Origin of the sequence: Bradyrhizobium sp. 956_D2_N1_4, from assembly GCF_052076025.1 — a bacterium.
In the GTDB taxonomy this organism is placed as follows: Bacteria; Pseudomonadota; Alphaproteobacteria; order Rhizobiales; family Xanthobacteraceae; genus Bradyrhizobium; species Bradyrhizobium barranii.
This window is the reverse complement of sequence record NZ_CP197237.1, coordinates 9,077,982-9,094,415: the sequence shown is the minus strand read 5'-3', so window position 1 is coordinate 9,094,415 and position 16,434 is coordinate 9,077,982. Positions and strand designations below refer to the sequence as shown.

The following is a 16,434-nucleotide window of genomic DNA, read 5'->3' as shown; positions in this document are numbered from 1 at the left end:
ATGTCCCGACCGCCGCATGTTGCTCTTATGGCCGCCAATGGAAGCGGCATGTGAGGCTCCGCCAATAGCGCGAGCCTGTTCTTCACAGCGAAGGCCACGATCGAGTCCGGGCATCGGCCTGCTTTCAGGCGCGGCCCAGGGAGCACGGAGCGAATGCATCAGGCCGCAAGCCTGCAATTCGAGCGCGTGATGGACGAGCTCGTCCTATGGCACGCCGTGCCGGAGGACGAACGCTCGCCCGCACCGGCCTGGTGGTGGGGACCGGCGATGGCGGTGGTCGACGCGCACGAGCCGATGCGACAGGTGTGGTGTTGTGAGCTGGGCCTCGGCGACGGCTCGAGCTTTGCCGAAGGTGCGCATGCCCTCCTCGAGCTGTTCGCCGAGCAAACCTCGCAGCCCTGGCCGGATGATTTTCCGCGCAAAGCGGACATCAAGCAAGACAACGTCCGCGAGCTGCACCCGCAGCCGTCAGATGACAGCGCGTTTCAGCCGTAACGCCGCGGCTTCGGTCGCAGCGAGGTCAGGCTCCGGCTGGAGCGGCGGCGCGACAGGCAGCTCCATCGGCCGCAGCAGCTCGGCCATCTGCCGCGCCGGCACCGGTTTGGAGATGAGGAAGCCCTGCATCTCGTCGCAGCCATGGGCGCGCAGGAACGCCTCCTGCTCGGCGTTCTCGACACCTTCGGCGACCACGGTCATGCCGAGCGCCTTGCCCATGCTGATGATCGCCTGCGCGATCGCCTGGTCCTCCGAATCCTGCGGCAGGTCGCGCACGAAGGAGCGGTCGATCTTGATGGTGTCGATCGGAAAATGCTTCATCAGCGACATCGACGAATAGCCGGTGCCGAAATCGTCGATGGCGAGGCGGATGCCGCGGCTCTGGATGGCGTCGAGCACCTTCAGCGCGCGACCGACATTGCGCATCATCATGCTCTCGGTGACCTCGAGCTGGAGCAGCACCGGCGACATGCCGGAGGCCGCCAGCGCCTCGTCGACGTCCTGCAACAGATGTTCGTCGACAAACTGTCGCGGCGACAGGTTGACCGCCATCGACACCGGCAACAGACCGCGGCGCTGCCAGGCCATGGCCTGCGCGCAAGCCTCTTTCACGACCCAGCGGCCGATCGGAACGATCAACCCGGTCTCTTCCGCAAGCGGAATGAATTGCGCCGGCGAGATGCTGCCGAGATCCGGGTGCGTCCAGCGCAGCAGCGCTTCCACGCCGGTGATCTGGCCGGTCTCCATGTCCACCTTGGGCTGGTAGTTCAGCGAGAACTGCTCGCGCTCCAGCGCCCGGCGCAACGCGCTCTCGAGCGACAGCCGCTCGATCGACTGCGTCTTCACCTCCTTGGAGAAGAAGCGATAGCCGTTCTTGCCGTCTTCCTTGGCGAGATACATCGCCATGTCGGCGTTCTTGGTCAGCGTCTGAACGTCGGAGCCGTTGGCCGGATACATCGCGATGCCGATCGAGGCCGTGGTGTGGCACTCGTGGCCGGCCAGCTCCATGGGCTCGGCGAGCGCCACGAGCAGTCCGGTCGCGATGCGCTGGACGTCGTCGATCTCACCGCACTGGTCGAGGATCACCACGAACTCGTCGCCGCCGAGGCGTGCGACAACGTCGGTTTCCCGCAGCGCGCCGCGCAGCCGGCTCCCCACTTCGAGCAGGAGCAGATCGCCGGCCTCATGGCCGAGCGAATCGTTGATGACCTTGAAGCGGTCGAGATCGATGAACAACACCGCGAAGCGGTGATCGTGGCGCTGAGCTTCGTCGATCGCCTCCCGCAACAGCCCGTTGAAGGTCTCGCGGTTCGGCAGGTCGGTCAGGCTGTCATGCGAGGCGAGGTATTCGATCCGCTCGTCGGCCTCGTTCTTCTCGTCGGCGCGATCGAAATTCTCCATCGCGAAGGAGACGTTGTCGGCGAGGCGCTGCAACAGCTCGACGAACTCGGCCGTGAAAGTCTCCTGCTCGGTCGACATGTAGATCATGACGCCGACGGGCTGATCGTGCGTGATCAACGGGAACGCCGCGCCGGAGCGCGCGCCGTCGCCTTGCAGGACGGCGTGGAAGGCGCTCACACGGCTGTCGTTGACATAGTCGTTGCTGACACAGGGCTGCCGGGTGCGGAACGCGGTGCCGCTCATGCCGCGCCCCTCGGGCCGGTCGGCGTCGATGGAGAGACGAACGTTCCTCGTGGTCTCGGCGGACGGCCCTGCGGCCGCGACGATCGCGAGCTGGTCGCTGTCGGCCTTGGCGAGCGCAATGGTCGTCGAGGTGAACTTGCCGCCGGTGGACGCGGCCTGACACACCAGCTCGAACAGCTCGGTGCGCGACTTGGCCCGCACGATCGCCTCATTGGTGGCGCTCAGCGCGGCGAACATGCGCGTCAGGCGCTCCTTCTGCGCCTCGGCCCGTGACCGCTCCTCGGCCCGGGCGAAATTGTCGAGCGCAAAAGAGACGTTCTCCGCGAGGCGCCCCAGCAACTGGATGAGGTCGGGCGTGAATGTGCCTTCGTCCGGCGAAAGGAACAGAAGGACGCCGACGGCATCGGTGCCGTTCTTCAGCAGCGGGAAGCAGCCGCCGGATTTCGTCCCTTGATCCCGCGCGATGCGACGCCAGTGCGTCGCACGAACGTCCGTGAGGAGCTCGTTCGCGACGCAAGGAGCCTTGGTGCGAAATGCGGTGCCGGCGAGCCCGCGTCCTTCGGGCTCGTCGGCAGACGTTCCGAAACGCCAGTTCTCGACGTGACTGCGACACTCGCCCTTGGTGACGACGATGTCGAGATAGCGCCCCGTCGGATCGACCATGGCGATGGTGGCAGACGTGAACGTGCCGCCGAGCACGGCGGCCTCGCACACGGCTTCGAACAACTCGGCGCGGGACTTCACGCGCATGATCGCTTCGTTGGTCGCGCTCAGCGCCTCCAACATGCCCCGAAGACGGTTGCGCTGCATTTCGGCCTTCGCCTTCTCGTCGGCGCGATCGAAGTTCTCGAGCGCGAAGGCGACATTGGCCTGGAGCCGTTGCAGCAGCTCGACGAATTCGGGCGTGAACGTGCCGCGTTCCGGCGAGTTGAAGAGGAAGACGCCTTCGACGCTGTCGCCATTGAACAGCGGCAGCGCCGCGGAGGAGCCGATGCCGTTCCGACGAGCGTTGGCCGCCCAGGGCGCGATCCGGTCGTCGGACTGCACATCATTGCTGATGCAAGGCTGGCGCGTGCGGAAAGCGGTTCCCGTCAGCCCTCGGCCTTCAGGCACCTGGTCGGACGTGGAGAATTTGAAATTTCGGACCATATCCGCGTTCGGCCCGTAGCAAGCAACGACGCGAAGCAGCTCGGCATCGTGATCGACGAGCGCGATGTTGGCCGAGGTGAACTTGGCGCCTTTCGCCGTCGCTTCGCAAACGAGGTCGAACAGCTCGGCCCGCGAGCGTGCGCGCAGGATCGCCTCATTGGTCGCGCTCAGCGCCGCGTACATGCGCGCCAGGCGGTCTTCCTCCTCGGCGATCCGCGCCTTCTCGGCCTCACGGTCGAAATTGTCGATCGCGAAGCAGACGTTCTCGGCGATGCGCAGCATGAGTGCGACGACCCCCTCGTCCTTCGCCCAGGACTTGCTGAGGAAGGACAGGATGACGCCGATGCTCTCGCCGTTCCGGATCAGGGGGGCCGCGATGCAGGCGGCAACACCCGTGTTGAGATTGGCCTGCTCCCACGGCGTTCCCCTGGTGCGACGCGCGAGATCGCGTTCGACATGGGGCTTCTGGGTTCGAAACACCTCGCCGGAAATGCCGCGACCATAGGGATTCTCGGGGTCGACGGAGTAGTGGGTCCGGGCCACGATCTCCAGATTCTCGCCGGTGCCGGCGACAGGCTTCAGCCAATGCGAGTCCTGCTCCTTCAGCAGAACGAAGGTCGCCAGCGACTTGCCGCCGTGCACCGAGGCGTCGCACACGAGCTGATACAATTCCCGCTCGGTCTTCGCACGCAGGATGGCTTCGTTGGTAGCGCTGAGCGCGCCAAACATGCGGTTGAGCCGCCGCGTCGCGAGCTCGCTGGTCTGCCGCGCGGTCTCGCGCGCGAAATTGTCGAGCGCATAGGAGATGTTGGCCGACATCCGCTCGAACAGCGACACCATCTGCTCGTTCAGCGAGCCGGCTTCCCTGCGGGTCACATACAGCACGCCGACGCTCTTACCGCTGCAGAGCAGCGGCAGCGCAGCCGCCGCGCCGATGTGGGCCTTGGCTGCGCCCTCGCGCCACGCCAGCGAGCGAGGATCATTCAGGTAATCGTTGCTGATGCTCAGCTTCTGATTGCGAAAGGCTTCGCCGCCGACACCCGCTCCCTCGGGCGTGACGGAGTCGGTCGTGATCTCGAGCGAACGCAGCCGCGCAACGTCATCGCCGCAACCGGCCGCAAAGCACAGCCGCCGGCCATCCGGCCCCACCAGGAAAACCGCAACGGCCAAAAAGTTTCCGCTCGAAAACCCGGCGTCGCAGACCTTCTGGTACAGCTCGTCCGGCGATTTCGCGTAAAGGATCGCTTCGTTGATGGCGCTCAACGCTGCAAAGGTGCGCGCGAGGGTCGTCTGCACGGTCTCAGCTCCCGGGCATTTCTGCCTAATTCTCCCGGGTGCTTTATGAACGGCGACGGCCTAAGTGGTCGTTATTGCGCGCTGCAAACCCTCGATCAAAGTGAACGAGCTGCGAACGGCCGGCGCCAAACTGTCGGGAATGCCGCCGCACGGGAGGATTCTTCGACGAAAGGCGCGCTCTCTTTACGATTTTGCAGCCCTGTATTGGTTTACGGGAGATTGATATCGCTCCCACGCTTTGAGACGATGGCTCCCAACAAGCAGCCCGTTAAGGGCACAATGCCGAGGGAACGCCATGCCCGTCGTCAAGACCGACCGCCTCACGCTCATCAGCGCCGCGCTGCTCCGCGCCGCCGGAGCTTCCGACGAAGAGGCCGATGCGGTGGCCACAGGCTGCGTCAACGCCAACCTCGCCGGTCACGACTCTCACGGCGTGATCGCGGTTCCGACCTACATCGATCGCATCAAGGCCGGCCACATCGTGCCCGGCGCCAAATGGACCATCGTCCAGGAATCGCCGACCACGACCGTGATCGACGGCCAGTGGGGGTTCGGCTTCCACGTCAACGCCAAGGCGATGGCGCTGACGATCGAGAAGGCGAAGACGGCGAACGTCGCCGCCTGCACCGTGTTCCGGCAAAGCCATGTCGGCCGCCTCGCCGCCTATCCGTTGATGGCGATGCGCGAAGGCATGATCGGGATTGCGACGGCGGATTCCGGCCGCTCGCCGAAGCACGTGGCGCCGTTCGGCGGCAAGGAGGCGCGGCTCGGCACCAACCCGATCTCGATCGCGGTGCCGTCCGATCTCGACGCGCCGTTCTATCTCGACATGGCAACCTCGGCGGTTGCGGCCGGCAAGATCCAGCTCGCGGTCGCCCGCGGCGAGGAGATTCCGACGGGCTGGATCATCGATGCCGAGGGACGGCACACCACCGACCCCACGCAATATCGCAAGGGCGGCGCGCTGCTGCCGCTCGGCGGCACCGAGGGCTACAAGGGCAGCGGTCTCGCCGCGATGGTCGAGGTGCTGTGCGGCCTGCTCACCGGCCTCGGCTTCGGCGTCGAACCGACCGGACGTCACAATGACGGCTGCTTCATGGCCGTGTTCAACGTCGCCGCGTTCCGTCCGCTGAAGGATTTCAAGCGCGAGGTCGCCGAATTCGCGCGCTATCTGAAATCGACGCCACCCTCCGAAGGGAGCAAGGGCGTGTACTATCCCGGCGAGATCGAGGGGTTGCGCGAGCAGCAACGCCTGCGCGACGGCATCGAGATCGAGGATGCGACCTGGGAAAAGCTGCGCGCGCTGGCGGGCGAGTACCGGCTCGACACCGTCCTTGATCTGGCCTGACGGAATTTGGGAGAACAGCATGACGCGGCAGATGGTACTGGTCGGCTTCCTCCAGGCGCAGAACTGCACGAATTTGCCGAGCTCGTGGCGGCATCCGGACTCGCGCGACGATTCGATGTCGGCGGACTATTATCAAGAGATCGCGAAAATCCTCGAAGCCGGCAAGTTCCACATGGCGTTCTTCGACGATCGGCTGGCGATGCCGGACCGCTACGGCAACGATCATGCCCACACCGTCGAATACGGCATCCGCTGCGTGAAGATGGATCCGCTGATCGTGCTGACCACGATGGGCATGGTCACCGACAAGCTCGGCCTCGGCGCCACTTGCTCGACCACCTATTACGAGCCCTTCGACGTCGCCCGCCGCTTCGCGACCCTCGATTTGATGTCCGGCGGGCGCGCGGGCTGGAACGTCGTCACCTCGCTCAATGACGGCGAGGCCCTCAACATGGGTCGCGATTCCCATCCCGAACATGATTCGCGCTACGACCGCGCCGACGAATTCATGGAAGTCGTGCTCGGGCATTGGGACACTTGGGAAGACGGCGCGCTCATCATGGACAAAAAGAGCGGCCGTTTTGCCGATCCGGCCAAGGTGAAGCGGCTCGATCACAAGGGGGCGGCCTTCAAGTCCCGCGGACCCTTCACCGTGCCGCGCTCGGACCAGGGCCATCCCGTCATCATCCAGGCCGGCGCATCCGGCCGCGGCCAACGCTTTGCCGGCCATTGGGGTGAGGTGATCTTCACGGCTGCGCGCAATCTCGCTGGTGCCAAGGAAGGTTATGCCGCCGTTCGAAACGAGGCAGCCAAGGCTGGCCGCGATCCCGATCAGATGCGCCTTTGCAATTTGACGACGCCGGTCTGCGCCGCGACCAGGGCCGAGGCTGAGGACAAGATGGCGCTGATCAACAAACTGCCGCTCGAGATCGACGCGCTGTCGCTGCTGGCCGAAGCGCTCAACTACGATTTCGCCTCCAAGGACCTCGACGAGCCTTTGACGACGGACGATCTGAAGAGCATGCAGGGCATTCTGGGCCTCCGCGACGGTGTGCTGAAGAATTCCGGCAAGAGCAATCCGAGCGCGCGCGACTTCGTCACCTTCTCCGGCCGCGGCCAGGTCCACGACGCCATGGTCGGCGGTCCCAAGGAGATCGCAGACAGGCTGGAAGAGATGTTCGTCGAGCGTGGCTGTGATGGGTTCGTCATCGCCGCGACCTATGTGCCCGGTTCCTACGCCGATTTCGTGCAACATATCGTACCGGAATTGCAGCGCCGCGGCCTGTTCCAGAAGGACTATCGCGGCAAAACGCTGCGGGAAAATCTCGGGCTGAAGCGGCCCGTGGCCGGCGCCTGGAAGGTACAGCCGCGCGATGCCGCGGAATAACTGGAGGATCCGACATGCGCTGGCTGAAATTCACTGCCTCGGACAAGACCTCCTGGGGAATTGCCGAGGGCGACCAGGTGATCGCGGTCGACGGCGATCCCTTTGGCGAATGGCAGCGCACCTCGCGCACGCATCCGCTGGCGCAGGTTCGGATCGAGCTGCCGCTGATCCCGCGCACCTTCTATTGCGTGGGCTTGAACTATCTGAAGCACCTGAAGGAAGCCGCCGACAAGCGCGGCGAGGTGCCGGCCGTCCCTGATAGACCCGAGATCGGCTACCGCGCCCAGAACGCGCTGATCGCGCATGACGAGGACGTCGTGATCCCGTCCTTTGCGACGGACAAGATCCACTATGAAGGCGAGCTCGTCGTCGTGATCGGCAAGAAGGTGAAGCATCTCACCAAGCAGAATGCGATGGATTGCGTGTTCGGCTACACCATCGGCAACGACGTCAGCGAACGCAGCTGGCAGAAGGCCGACCGCAGCCTGTGGCGCTCGAAGAATGCCGACACGTTCAAGCCGATGGGCCCGTGGATCGAAACCGAGGCCAATCTGGCGAAAATGGAAACCGTCGTCCGGGTCAACGGCAAGGAGACCAACCGCTTCTACACCAACGACATGATCTTCGGCGTCGTGCCGTTCCTGGTCGAGCTGACCAAGTACTTCACGCTGTGGCCCGGCGACGTGATCTGGATGGGCACGGACGGCGCCTCGCCTGACATCGGGCACGGCGACGTGGTGGAGATCGACATCACGGGCGTGGGGACGTTGCGGAACAGGTTTGTGCGGGAGCAACGGTAGTCCTCATCCTGAGGAGCTTGCGAAGCAAGCGTCTCGAAGGATGAAGGCCCGGCTCTCGGCCTCGCCCTTCGAGACGGCCGCTGCGCGGCCTCCTCAGGGTGAGGAGATAGAGTTGTATACGCCGCGAGATCAACGGTGCCGTAGGGTGGGCAAAGCGAAGCGTGCCCACCACCTTCGCAAATCGAGGCGAGATGGTGGGCACGGCGCTATGCGCCTTTGCCTACCCTACGGCACTTCCCGCGCAATCAAAACGGCAGCGCCACACTCGTCTTGATCTCCTTCAGCACCACGTTGCTGCGCACGTAGCGGATGCCGGGAATGCGGAACATGAACTCGTCGAGGAACCTGTTGTAGGCCGCCATGTCCTGCACGACGACGCGCAAATGATAGTCGGCGTCGCCCGTGGTCGCGAAACACTCCAGCACTTCGCGCCGCGTGGTCACCCGCGCGACGAACTCGTCGACGAATTTGGCATCGTGCCGCTCCAGCGAGACATGCAGGATGGCTGACATCGCAAAGCCCGCCTGCTCGCGCGCGATCAGCGCGGCATAGCCCTGGATGACGCCGGCCTCCTCCAGCGCACGCACCCGGCGCCAGCACGCCGAGGTGGACATGCCGACCTCGTCGGCGAGCTGCTGGTTAGTGGCGCGGCCGTCCGTCTGGAGATGGGCGAGAATCCGCGCGTCCTGCTCTTCAATCATGGAAGCCCCCGATTCGGTAACTTCTACCGAATCATGCCATTTTCCGCAAAATTTTACCGAATTATCGATCAAGACAGGGTGAATAGGCAAGACCTACCAGCCTCCCCGGCATACCCTACCGTCATCAGGCAGGATGCCGCACGAGGTCCGCCATGGACGCCGTTCCATCACTCGACAGCTACGAGCTCTCAGACCGCTACGACCGCGAGGAGGGCCGCGTCTTCCTCACGGGCACGCAGGCCATCGTCCGCATCACGCTCGACCAGGCGCGGCGCGACCGCGCCGCCGGGCTGAACACCGCCGGCTTCATCTCCGGCTATCGCGGCTCGCCGCTCGGCGGCGTCGATCTCGAGCTCTGGCGCATCCAGGAGCGGCTCAAGCGGGATCGCATCGAATTTCTCCCTGCGGTGAACGAGGACCTCGCGGCAACGGCAGTGCTCGGCTCGCAGCAGGTCGAGACGCAGGCAGATCGCGAAGTCGATGGCGTGTTCGGGCTCTGGTACGGCAAGGGCCCCGGCGTCGATCGCTCCGGCGACGCCCTCAAGCACGGCAACGCCTATGGCTCCTCGCCGCGTGGCGGCGTGCTGGTCGTCGCCGGCGACGACCATGGCTGCGTCTCCTCCTCGATGCCGCACCAGTCCGATGTCGCCTTCATGAGCTGGTTCATGCCGACGCTGCACCCCGCAAGCGTCAGCGAATATCTCGAATTCGGCGAATATGGTTACGCGCTGAGCCGCTTCTCCGGCATGTGGGTCGGCTTCAAGGCGATTTCGGAAATCGTGGAGTCAGGCGCATCCGTCGCGCTGCGCCCGCCACGCGTCTTCAACACGCCCGATTTCACTCCGCCGCCGGGTGGCCTGCACTATCGCTGGCCCGACCTGCCGGGCCCCCAGATCGAGGAGCGGCTGGAGGCGAAGAAGCACGCGGTTTACGCCTTTGCAAAAGCCAATCCGATCGATCGCCACATCTACGATATTCCCAACGCCACATACGGCATCGTCACGACGGGCAAGGCGCATCTCGACCTGATGGAGGCCCTGCGGCTGATGGGCCTCGATGAAGCGGCCTGCCGCAACATCGGGATCGACGTCTACAAGGTCGGCATGGTCTGGCCGCTGGCGCTGCATGACGCGATGGACTTCGTGAAGGGCAAGCGCGAGATCCTCGTGGTCGAGGAAAAGCGCGGCATCATCGAGAGCCAGTTCAAGGAATATTTTTACGACTATCCAGGCTCAAAGCCCGAGCGCATGGTCGGCAAGCACGACGAGCGAGGGGCGCGGCTGATCTCCTGGATCGGCGAATTGTCGCCGCGTGCGCTTGCTGGCGTGCTCGCACGCCGGCTCGATCCGATGTTCCCAGGCCTCAATCTCGCCGCACGCGCGGCCGGCTTGATGCCCGAGGCCGCGCGCGCGATCAACGTCAGCGGTGCGACGCGCACGCCGTATTTCTGCTCCGGATGTCCGCACAACACGTCGACGAAGGTGCCGGAAGGCTCAAAGGCACTGGCCGGCATCGGCTGCCATTTCATGGCGAGCTGGATGGACCGCGAGACCTCCTCGCTGATCCAGATGGGCGGCGAAGGCGTCAACTGGGCGGCGTCGTCTCGCTTCACCGGCCACAAGCACGTGTTCCAGAATCTCGGCGAAGGCACCTACTACCACTCCGGCTCGATGGCGATCCGGCAGGCGATCGCCGCCAGGGCCAACATCACCTACAAGATCCTGTTCAACGATGCCGTGGCGATGACCGGCGGCCAGCCGGTCGACGGTCCCATCAGCGTGCATGCTATCGCCCACAGCGTTCGCGCCGAAGGCGTGGGGCGCATCGCGCTGGTGTCGGACGATCCCGCGCAGTTCTTGCCGGCAGACCTGCCGATCGGCGTGACCATCCATCCTCGCGAGGAAATGGACGCCGTGCAGCGCGAGCTGCGAGACATTTCCGGCGTCTCTGTCCTGATCTATCAACAGACCTGCGCCACCGAGAAGCGTCGCCGGCGCAAACGCGGACAGATGGCCGACCCAAGGCGCTTTGCCTATATCAACGATCTCGTCTGCGAAGGCTGCGGCGACTGCTCGGTCGAATCCAACTGCCTCAGTGTCGAGCCGAGGGAGACGCCGTTCGGTCGCAAGCGCCAGATCAATCTCTCGTCCTGCAACAAGGATTTTTCCTGCCTCAACGGCTTCTGCCCGAGCTTCGTCACCGTCGAAGGCGCGACGCGCCGGAAGAAGAGTGCGAGCGAGATCGACGTAGTCGGTCGCGCGGCTACGCTTCCCCTGCCCGCTCCCGCCACGCTCGATCGTCCCTACGATTTGCTCGTGACCGGCGTCGGCGGCACCGGCGTGATCACGGTCGGCGCGCTGATCGGCATGGCCGCGCATCTGGAGCGGCGTGGCGTCTCCGTGCTGGATTTCACCGGCTTTGCACAGAAATTTGGTCCCGTGCTGAGCTTCATCCGCCTTGCGTCAAGTCCGGACGCGCTGCACCAGGTCCGCATCGACCAGGGCGCGGCCGACGCGCTGATCGGCTGCGACCTCGTCGTCAGTTCCTCACCTAAGGCGTCCGGCACCTATCGCCGCGGCATGCGCGCCGCGGTCAACACCGCGGAGATGCCGACCGGCGACGTCGTCCGCTTCCGCGACGCCGATCTCGCCTCGCCTGCCCGCCTGCGCGCGATCCGGCAAGTCATTGGCAACGACAATCTCGACACCATCAACGCCAACGCGCTCGCCGAGCGGCTGCTCGGCGATGCCGTCTATGCCAACATCATCATGCTCGGTTTCGCCTGGCAGCGCGGGCTGATTCCGGTCGCGCTGCCGGCGCTGCTGCGCGCGATCGAGCTCAACGGCGTCGCGGTCGAGCGCAACAAGCAGGCCCTTGCCTGGGGCCGGATCGCCGTAGCCGATCCGGAATTTTTGCCGGGGGGCGACGAGGCGCCCGAAGCCGAGACGCTCGATCAGATCATCGATCGCCGCGCCGATTTCCTCGCCGCCTATCAAGACGCCGCCTATGCGATGCGCTATCGGGCGACCGTCGCGAGGGTCCGCCGGGCCGAAGCCGCTCTGAGCAGTGAGGTGCTGACCGAGGCGGTCGCGCGCGCCCTGTTCAAGCTGATGGCCTACAAGGACGAATACGAGGTGGCGCGTCTGCACATGCAGAGCGGTTTCCTCGGCGAGCTGAAGCGCGAGTTCGAGGACGGTTTTCGCGTCCAATATCACCTCGCGCCACCGTTCCTGCCGTCAAAACCTGACGCACGCGGCCGTCCGCGCAAGCGCGCTTTCGGCCAGTGGATCCAGATGCCGCTCGCGATGCTGGCGCGGTTGAAGGGATTGCGCGGGACACCGTTCGATCCGTTCGGCTACACGGATGAGCGGCGCACTGAACGGGAATTGATCGCCTGGTATGAAGGCCTGATCGAACGCATGCTCGGGCAGCTCGACGCAGCGCATCTACCCGACCTCGTTGCCGTCGCAAAGGCGCCGATGGAGATCCGCGGCTACGGACCAGTGAAGGACACCGCGATCGCCAAGGTGAAGCCCGAGGTCGCGCGGCTGCTCACGAATTTGACGACGTCGGTAACGCAAAAGATGCACGCCCACGGTTGACGCGGCACCAGTGAGGCCTCAGCCTCCGGACTTTAGGCGGCACCCTGTTGGCGCCCCTGCAATCGGATGACGCATCATGGATTTCGACCAGTTGACCCTGAGTCAGGCCGTCGTCGACCTGCGCGCCGGGAAAGTCACGAGCACCGCACTCACGACGGAAGCACTGAGCCGCGCCAAAGCCCATGCCGAGCTCAATGCCTTCGTCACGCTGGACGAGGCGGGCGCCCTGAAGGCCGCGGCTGCGTTCGACGCATCGGGCGACAAGACAAAACCGCTCGGCGGCGTGCCCATCGTGATCAAGGACAATATCGAGGTCGCGGGACTGCCCTGCAGCGCCGGCACACGGGCACTGAAGGACTACGTTCCGAAGGCCGATGCGCCCGTAGTCGCGAAGCTGCGGGCTGCAGGCGCCGTCATCATCGGCAAGACCAGCATGCACGAGCTCGCCTTCGGCATCTCCGGCTACAACACCGCGTTCAAGACCGGCGCGGAGTTCGGCGTGCGCAACGCTTATGACCGCACGCTGATCGCCGGCGGCTCCTCGTCCGGCACGGGCGCCGCGCTCGGCGCGCGGATCGTCGCGGGCGGGCTCGGCACCGACACCGGCGGATCGGTCCGGGTCCCCGCCGCGCTGAACGGATGCGCCGCGTTGCGCCCGACGGTCGGGCGCTATCCGCAAGCTGGCATCGCGCCGATCTCGCACACCCGCGACACCGCGGGGCCTATGGCCGCGACGATGGCAGATGTCGCGCTGCTCGATCGCGTGATCGCCGGCGGCGACGAGGTTACGCCGGCTGATCTGAAGCAGGTGCGGATCGGCATCGCAAGATCGATGCTGACCAATCTCGACGCCGATACGGAAGCCGCGTTCCACGCGGCGATCGCAAAAGTGAAGGCGCAGGGCGTCACGGTCGTCGAGATCGAGATGCCTGAGCTCGCCGAGCTCAACGGCCAGGTCAGCTTTCCCGTCGCGTTGTATGAGGCCTATGAGACATGGTCGCCTATCTCAAGCACACCGGGACCGGCCTCAGCGTCGAGGCGCTGGCAGAGAATATCTCCAGCGCCGACGTGAAAGGCATCTATGATGGCATGGTGATCCCGCGAAAACTGCCCGGACCCGACAACGCGCTGTTCGACGCGAGGCCGATCTATGACGCCGCGATCAAGACCGCACGCCCCGCGCTCCAGGCGCTCTACGGCAATACGTTTGCCAGCAACAAGCTCGACGCCGTCGCCTTCCCGACCACGCCGCGCGTTGCAATTGCCTCCAACCCGGACGCCAGCAGTCTCGAGAATTTCGGCCTGATCATCCAGAACACCGATCCCGGCAGCAATGCCGGCATTCCCGGCGTCCAGATCCCGATCGCGCTTGGCGCGACAAGCAAATTGCCGATCGGACTTGAGCTGGATGGCCCGGCGGGCAGCGATCGCCGCCTGCTTGGGATCGGCATGGCGCTCGACAGCGTGTTTGGGCGGCTGCCCGCGCCACACTAACGCTATTGTAGGGTGGGCAAAGCGAAGCGTGCCCACCATTGGTGCCGATTAGAAAAGATGGTGGGCACAGCGCTTCGCGCCTTTGCCCACCCTACAGTTCTGCCGCCGCCGCACTTGAGGCAAGCACATATCCACCTCCTCACCCTGAGGAGCTTGCGAAGCAAGCGTCTCGAAGGGCGAGGCCACCAGCGGGGCCCTCATCCTTCGAGACGCGCGTTCCGCGCTCCTCAGGATGAGGAACGATGACGTCTCACGCATACGGATTGATCAGCTTCTGCTGCTCGGCGCTGTGCTGGACGAGCATGTCGATGAAGGTCCTGACCTTCGCCGACAGATGATGCCGATGCGGATAGACCGCGTTCATCGACATCTCGACCGGCCGGTACTCCGGCAGGAGGCGCACCAGCCGGCCCGCATCGAGGTCATCACCCACCAGAAAGCCGGCCGCAAGACTGATGCCGGCGCCCTGCAACGCGGCCTCGCGCAGCGCTTCGCCGCTATTGGTGATCAGATTGCCTGAGACGCGCACCGAGGCCGGCGTGCCCTTGCGATCGAAGAAGCGCCACTCGTCGAAGGGATAGTTGATGTGGCGTACGCAATTGTGCCCGGCGAGTTCTTCGAGCGTCTGCACGCGCCCATGCGCCTCGATATAGCCGTGCGAGCAGCACAGCACGTGCCGCCAGGTCGCCAGGCTCCGCACGATCAGGCTGGAGTCCGGCGGCGCGACCATGCGCAGCGCGAGATCAAAGCCCTCCTCGATCAGGTCGACATTGGTCTCGCCCATGCGCAGATCGACCTTGACCTCCGGATAGGTCGCGAGGAATTCGGCCATCACGGGCGCGACGAACGGCACCATGTGGGTGGCGGTGTGAATGCGCAGCGTGCCGCGCGGCGTCGATTGCAGCGCGCCGGCGATGTCATCGGCTTGTTCGAGATCGGCGAGGATCTGGGTCGAGCGGTCGTAATAGGCCTTGCCGATTTCGGTGAGGCTCACTTTTCGCGTGGTGCGGTTCAGCAGACGAACCCCGAGCCGGTCCTCCAGCGCCTGGACGTGGTTGCTCACCATGGTCGTGGACATGTTGAGCCGGCGGGCGGCGGCGGAAAATCCGCCATTTTCGACCACCCGGACGAAGGCGGTGAGACTGGTGAAGCGGTCCATCGGTCTGGCTCCGGATTATCCGCTATGGGTGGATAATGCTTCCATTTCTTCCGGGATTATCACAAGCGGGAAGACAGCGCATCTTGCCGGCATCAACGGCGCACCGTTCGGATCGGGGCGGTTGGGAATTCCGAGGATGCCATGTCGAGCGCTTCTTATGTCACTGAAACCAATCAGAAACTCAGCTTTCGCCCGTCCCGGCAGGCGGTCAAGCGGGCGGCCATCGGCTTGGCACTGGCCCTCGGAATCGCCGCGGCCGGCGACTTCGGCTACAACTACCTGAGCACCGGCCGCTACCTCGAATCCACCGACGACGCCTATGTGAAGGCGGATTCCACCATCATCGCACCCAAGGTTTCCGGCTACATCGCGAAGGTGCTGGTTGGCGACAACGAGAAGGTCCGGGCCGGCCAGCTCCTCGCCAAGATCGACGACCGCGACTTCAAAGCCGCGCTCGACCAGGCCCGCGCCGACGTCGCCGCCGGCGAAGCCTCGGTGCGCAACATCGACGCCCAGCTCGAGCTGCAGCAGCCGATCATCGAGCAGAGCACGGCCGACGTGGCCGCGGCCGACGCCAATCTGAAATTCGCCCAGGAAGAACGCGCCCGCTACGACGACCTGATGAAGTCGGGCTCCGGCACGATCCAGCGTGCGCAGCAGACCGATGCGGCACTGCGCGCCAGCAACGCGCAATTGCAGCACGCCAAGTCGGGCCTGGTGGCCGCACAGCGCAAGGTCGATGTGCTCACCACCCAGCGCGCCCAGGCCACGGCGCAGCTCGACCGCGCCCGCGCGGTCGCACTGCAGGCAGAGCTGAACCTGTCCTACACCGAGATCACCGCACCGGTGGACGGCACGGTCGGCGCACGCTCATTACGCGTCGGCCAGTATGTGCAGGCCGGCACGCAATTGATGGCGGTGGTGCCGCTCGATGCGGTCTATGTCGTCGCGAACTTCAAGGAGACGCAGCTCACGCATGTGCGTGCGGGCCAGCCGGTCGAGCTGCAGGTCGACAGTTTTCGCAATCGCACGCTTCGCGGTCACGTCGACAGCCTTTCGCCGGCCAGCGGACTTGAATTCGCGCTGCTGCCGCCCGATAACGCCACCGGAAATTTCACCAAGATCGTGCAACGCGTGCCGGTGAAGATCGTGCTCGATGACCACAGCCTGACCGGCCTGCTCAGGCCCGGCATGTCGGCGGTGCCGACCATCGACACCAAGGCGACGGTGCTGGCCGAGCGCGAGACGGCCAAGCGACTCGCCGACAACACACCCCGCCCGAACGGCGGCTGAGGCGGGGAAGACCGGCAGATTATCAAGTCCTGCCGGACGATCCTTCCCACACTTCCTCGATTATCG

At 65.0% G+C, this 16,434-nt stretch carries 9 protein-coding genes and 1 pseudogene; 7 read left to right on the top strand and 3 right to left on the bottom strand.

The window, feature by feature from the left end; genetic code table 11:
- Positions 1-153: 153 nt before the first annotated feature.
- Positions 154-495: a hypothetical protein gene (locus AB7535_RS43080; RefSeq protein WP_063985656.1), complete on the top strand. Its 342-nt coding sequence runs from the start codon at positions 154-156 to the stop codon at positions 493-495.
- Here AB7535_RS43080 and AB7535_RS43075 read toward each other — a convergent pair.
- A complete protein-coding gene (locus AB7535_RS43075; RefSeq protein WP_085403402.1) occupies positions 469-4,584 on the bottom strand; it encodes a bifunctional diguanylate cyclase/phosphodiesterase in 4,116 nt (1,371 codons plus the stop codon). The two genes, AB7535_RS43080 and AB7535_RS43075, sit on opposite strands and share 27 nt — an antisense overlap.
- Positions 4,585-4,879: 295 nt before the next feature.
- On the opposite strand from AB7535_RS43075, the gene AB7535_RS43070 reads away from it, so the two are divergent.
- From AB7535_RS43070 to AB7535_RS43060, 3 genes are read left to right on the top strand one after another with little or no spacing between them, the layout of a single operon-like run.
- Positions 4,880-5,932: an Ldh family oxidoreductase gene (locus AB7535_RS43070; protein WP_085403403.1), complete on the top strand. Its 1,053-nt coding sequence runs from the start codon at positions 4,880-4,882 to the stop codon at positions 5,930-5,932.
- 19 nt (positions 5,933-5,951) lie between these two features.
- Positions 5,952-7,319, top strand: coding sequence for an LLM class flavin-dependent oxidoreductase (locus AB7535_RS43065; protein ID WP_085403404.1), 1,368 nt, complete (start codon positions 5,952-5,954; stop codon positions 7,317-7,319).
- A gap of 14 nt (positions 7,320-7,333) precedes the next feature.
- Positions 7,334-8,119, top strand: coding sequence for a fumarylacetoacetate hydrolase family protein (locus tag AB7535_RS43060; RefSeq protein ID WP_085403405.1), 786 nt, complete (start codon positions 7,334-7,336; stop codon positions 8,117-8,119).
- Between the two features lie 245 nt (positions 8,120-8,364).
- On the opposite strand, the gene AB7535_RS43055 is transcribed toward AB7535_RS43060, so the two are convergent.
- Positions 8,365-8,820, bottom strand: a complete 456-nt coding sequence (locus AB7535_RS43055; protein WP_014491864.1) for an Lrp/AsnC family transcriptional regulator — start codon at positions 8,818-8,820, stop codon at positions 8,365-8,367.
- Between the two features lie 152 nt (positions 8,821-8,972).
- Between AB7535_RS43055 and AB7535_RS43050 the strand changes: the two genes are divergently transcribed.
- Complete coding sequence (locus AB7535_RS43050) at positions 8,973-12,422, top strand: indolepyruvate ferredoxin oxidoreductase family protein (protein WP_085403406.1); 3,450 nt, start codon at positions 8,973-8,975, stop codon at positions 12,420-12,422.
- 76 nt (positions 12,423-12,498) lie between these two features.
- Positions 12,499-13,916: pseudogene (gene iaaH, locus AB7535_RS43045) on the top strand (indoleacetamide hydrolase).
- 250 nt (positions 13,917-14,166) lie between these two features.
- Here iaaH and AB7535_RS43040 read toward each other — a convergent pair.
- Positions 14,167-15,075, bottom strand: coding sequence for a LysR family transcriptional regulator (locus AB7535_RS43040; protein ID WP_085403408.1), 909 nt, complete (start codon positions 15,073-15,075; stop codon positions 14,167-14,169).
- A 141-nt stretch (positions 15,076-15,216) separates the two neighbouring features.
- Here AB7535_RS43040 and AB7535_RS43035 point away from each other — a divergent pair, with 141 nt between their 5' ends.
- The gene (locus AB7535_RS43035; RefSeq protein ID WP_085403409.1) at positions 15,217-16,368 is read left to right on the top strand and encodes an HlyD family secretion protein; all 1,152 of its coding nucleotides are present in this window, start codon (positions 15,217-15,219) and stop codon (positions 16,366-16,368) included.
- The last annotated feature ends 66 nt before the right edge of the window (positions 16,369-16,434 follow it).

What these genes read in the sequence shown, in the direction of transcription:
- AB7535_RS43055 (WP_014491864.1), bottom strand. Translation starts at nt 8,820, where the DNA reads ATGATTGAAGAGCAGGACGCGCGGATTCTCGCCCATCTCCAGACGGAC.
- AB7535_RS43040 (WP_085403408.1), bottom strand. Translation starts at nt 15,075, where the DNA reads ATGGACCGCTTCACCAGTCTCACCGCCTTCGTCCGGGTGGTCGAAAAT.
- AB7535_RS43065 (WP_085403404.1), top strand. Translation starts at nt 5,952, where the DNA reads ATGACGCGGCAGATGGTACTGGTCGGCTTCCTCCAGGCGCAGAACTGC.
- AB7535_RS43050 (WP_085403406.1), top strand. Translation starts at nt 8,973, where the DNA reads ATGGACGCCGTTCCATCACTCGACAGCTACGAGCTCTCAGACCGCTAC.
- AB7535_RS43070 (WP_085403403.1), top strand. Translation starts at nt 4,880, where the DNA reads ATGCCCGTCGTCAAGACCGACCGCCTCACGCTCATCAGCGCCGCGCTG.
- AB7535_RS43035 (WP_085403409.1), top strand. Translation starts at nt 15,217, where the DNA reads ATGTCGAGCGCTTCTTATGTCACTGAAACCAATCAGAAACTCAGCTTT.
- AB7535_RS43060 (WP_085403405.1), top strand. Translation starts at nt 7,334, where the DNA reads ATGCGCTGGCTGAAATTCACTGCCTCGGACAAGACCTCCTGGGGAATT.
- AB7535_RS43080 (WP_063985656.1), top strand. Translation starts at nt 154, where the DNA reads ATGCATCAGGCCGCAAGCCTGCAATTCGAGCGCGTGATGGACGAGCTC.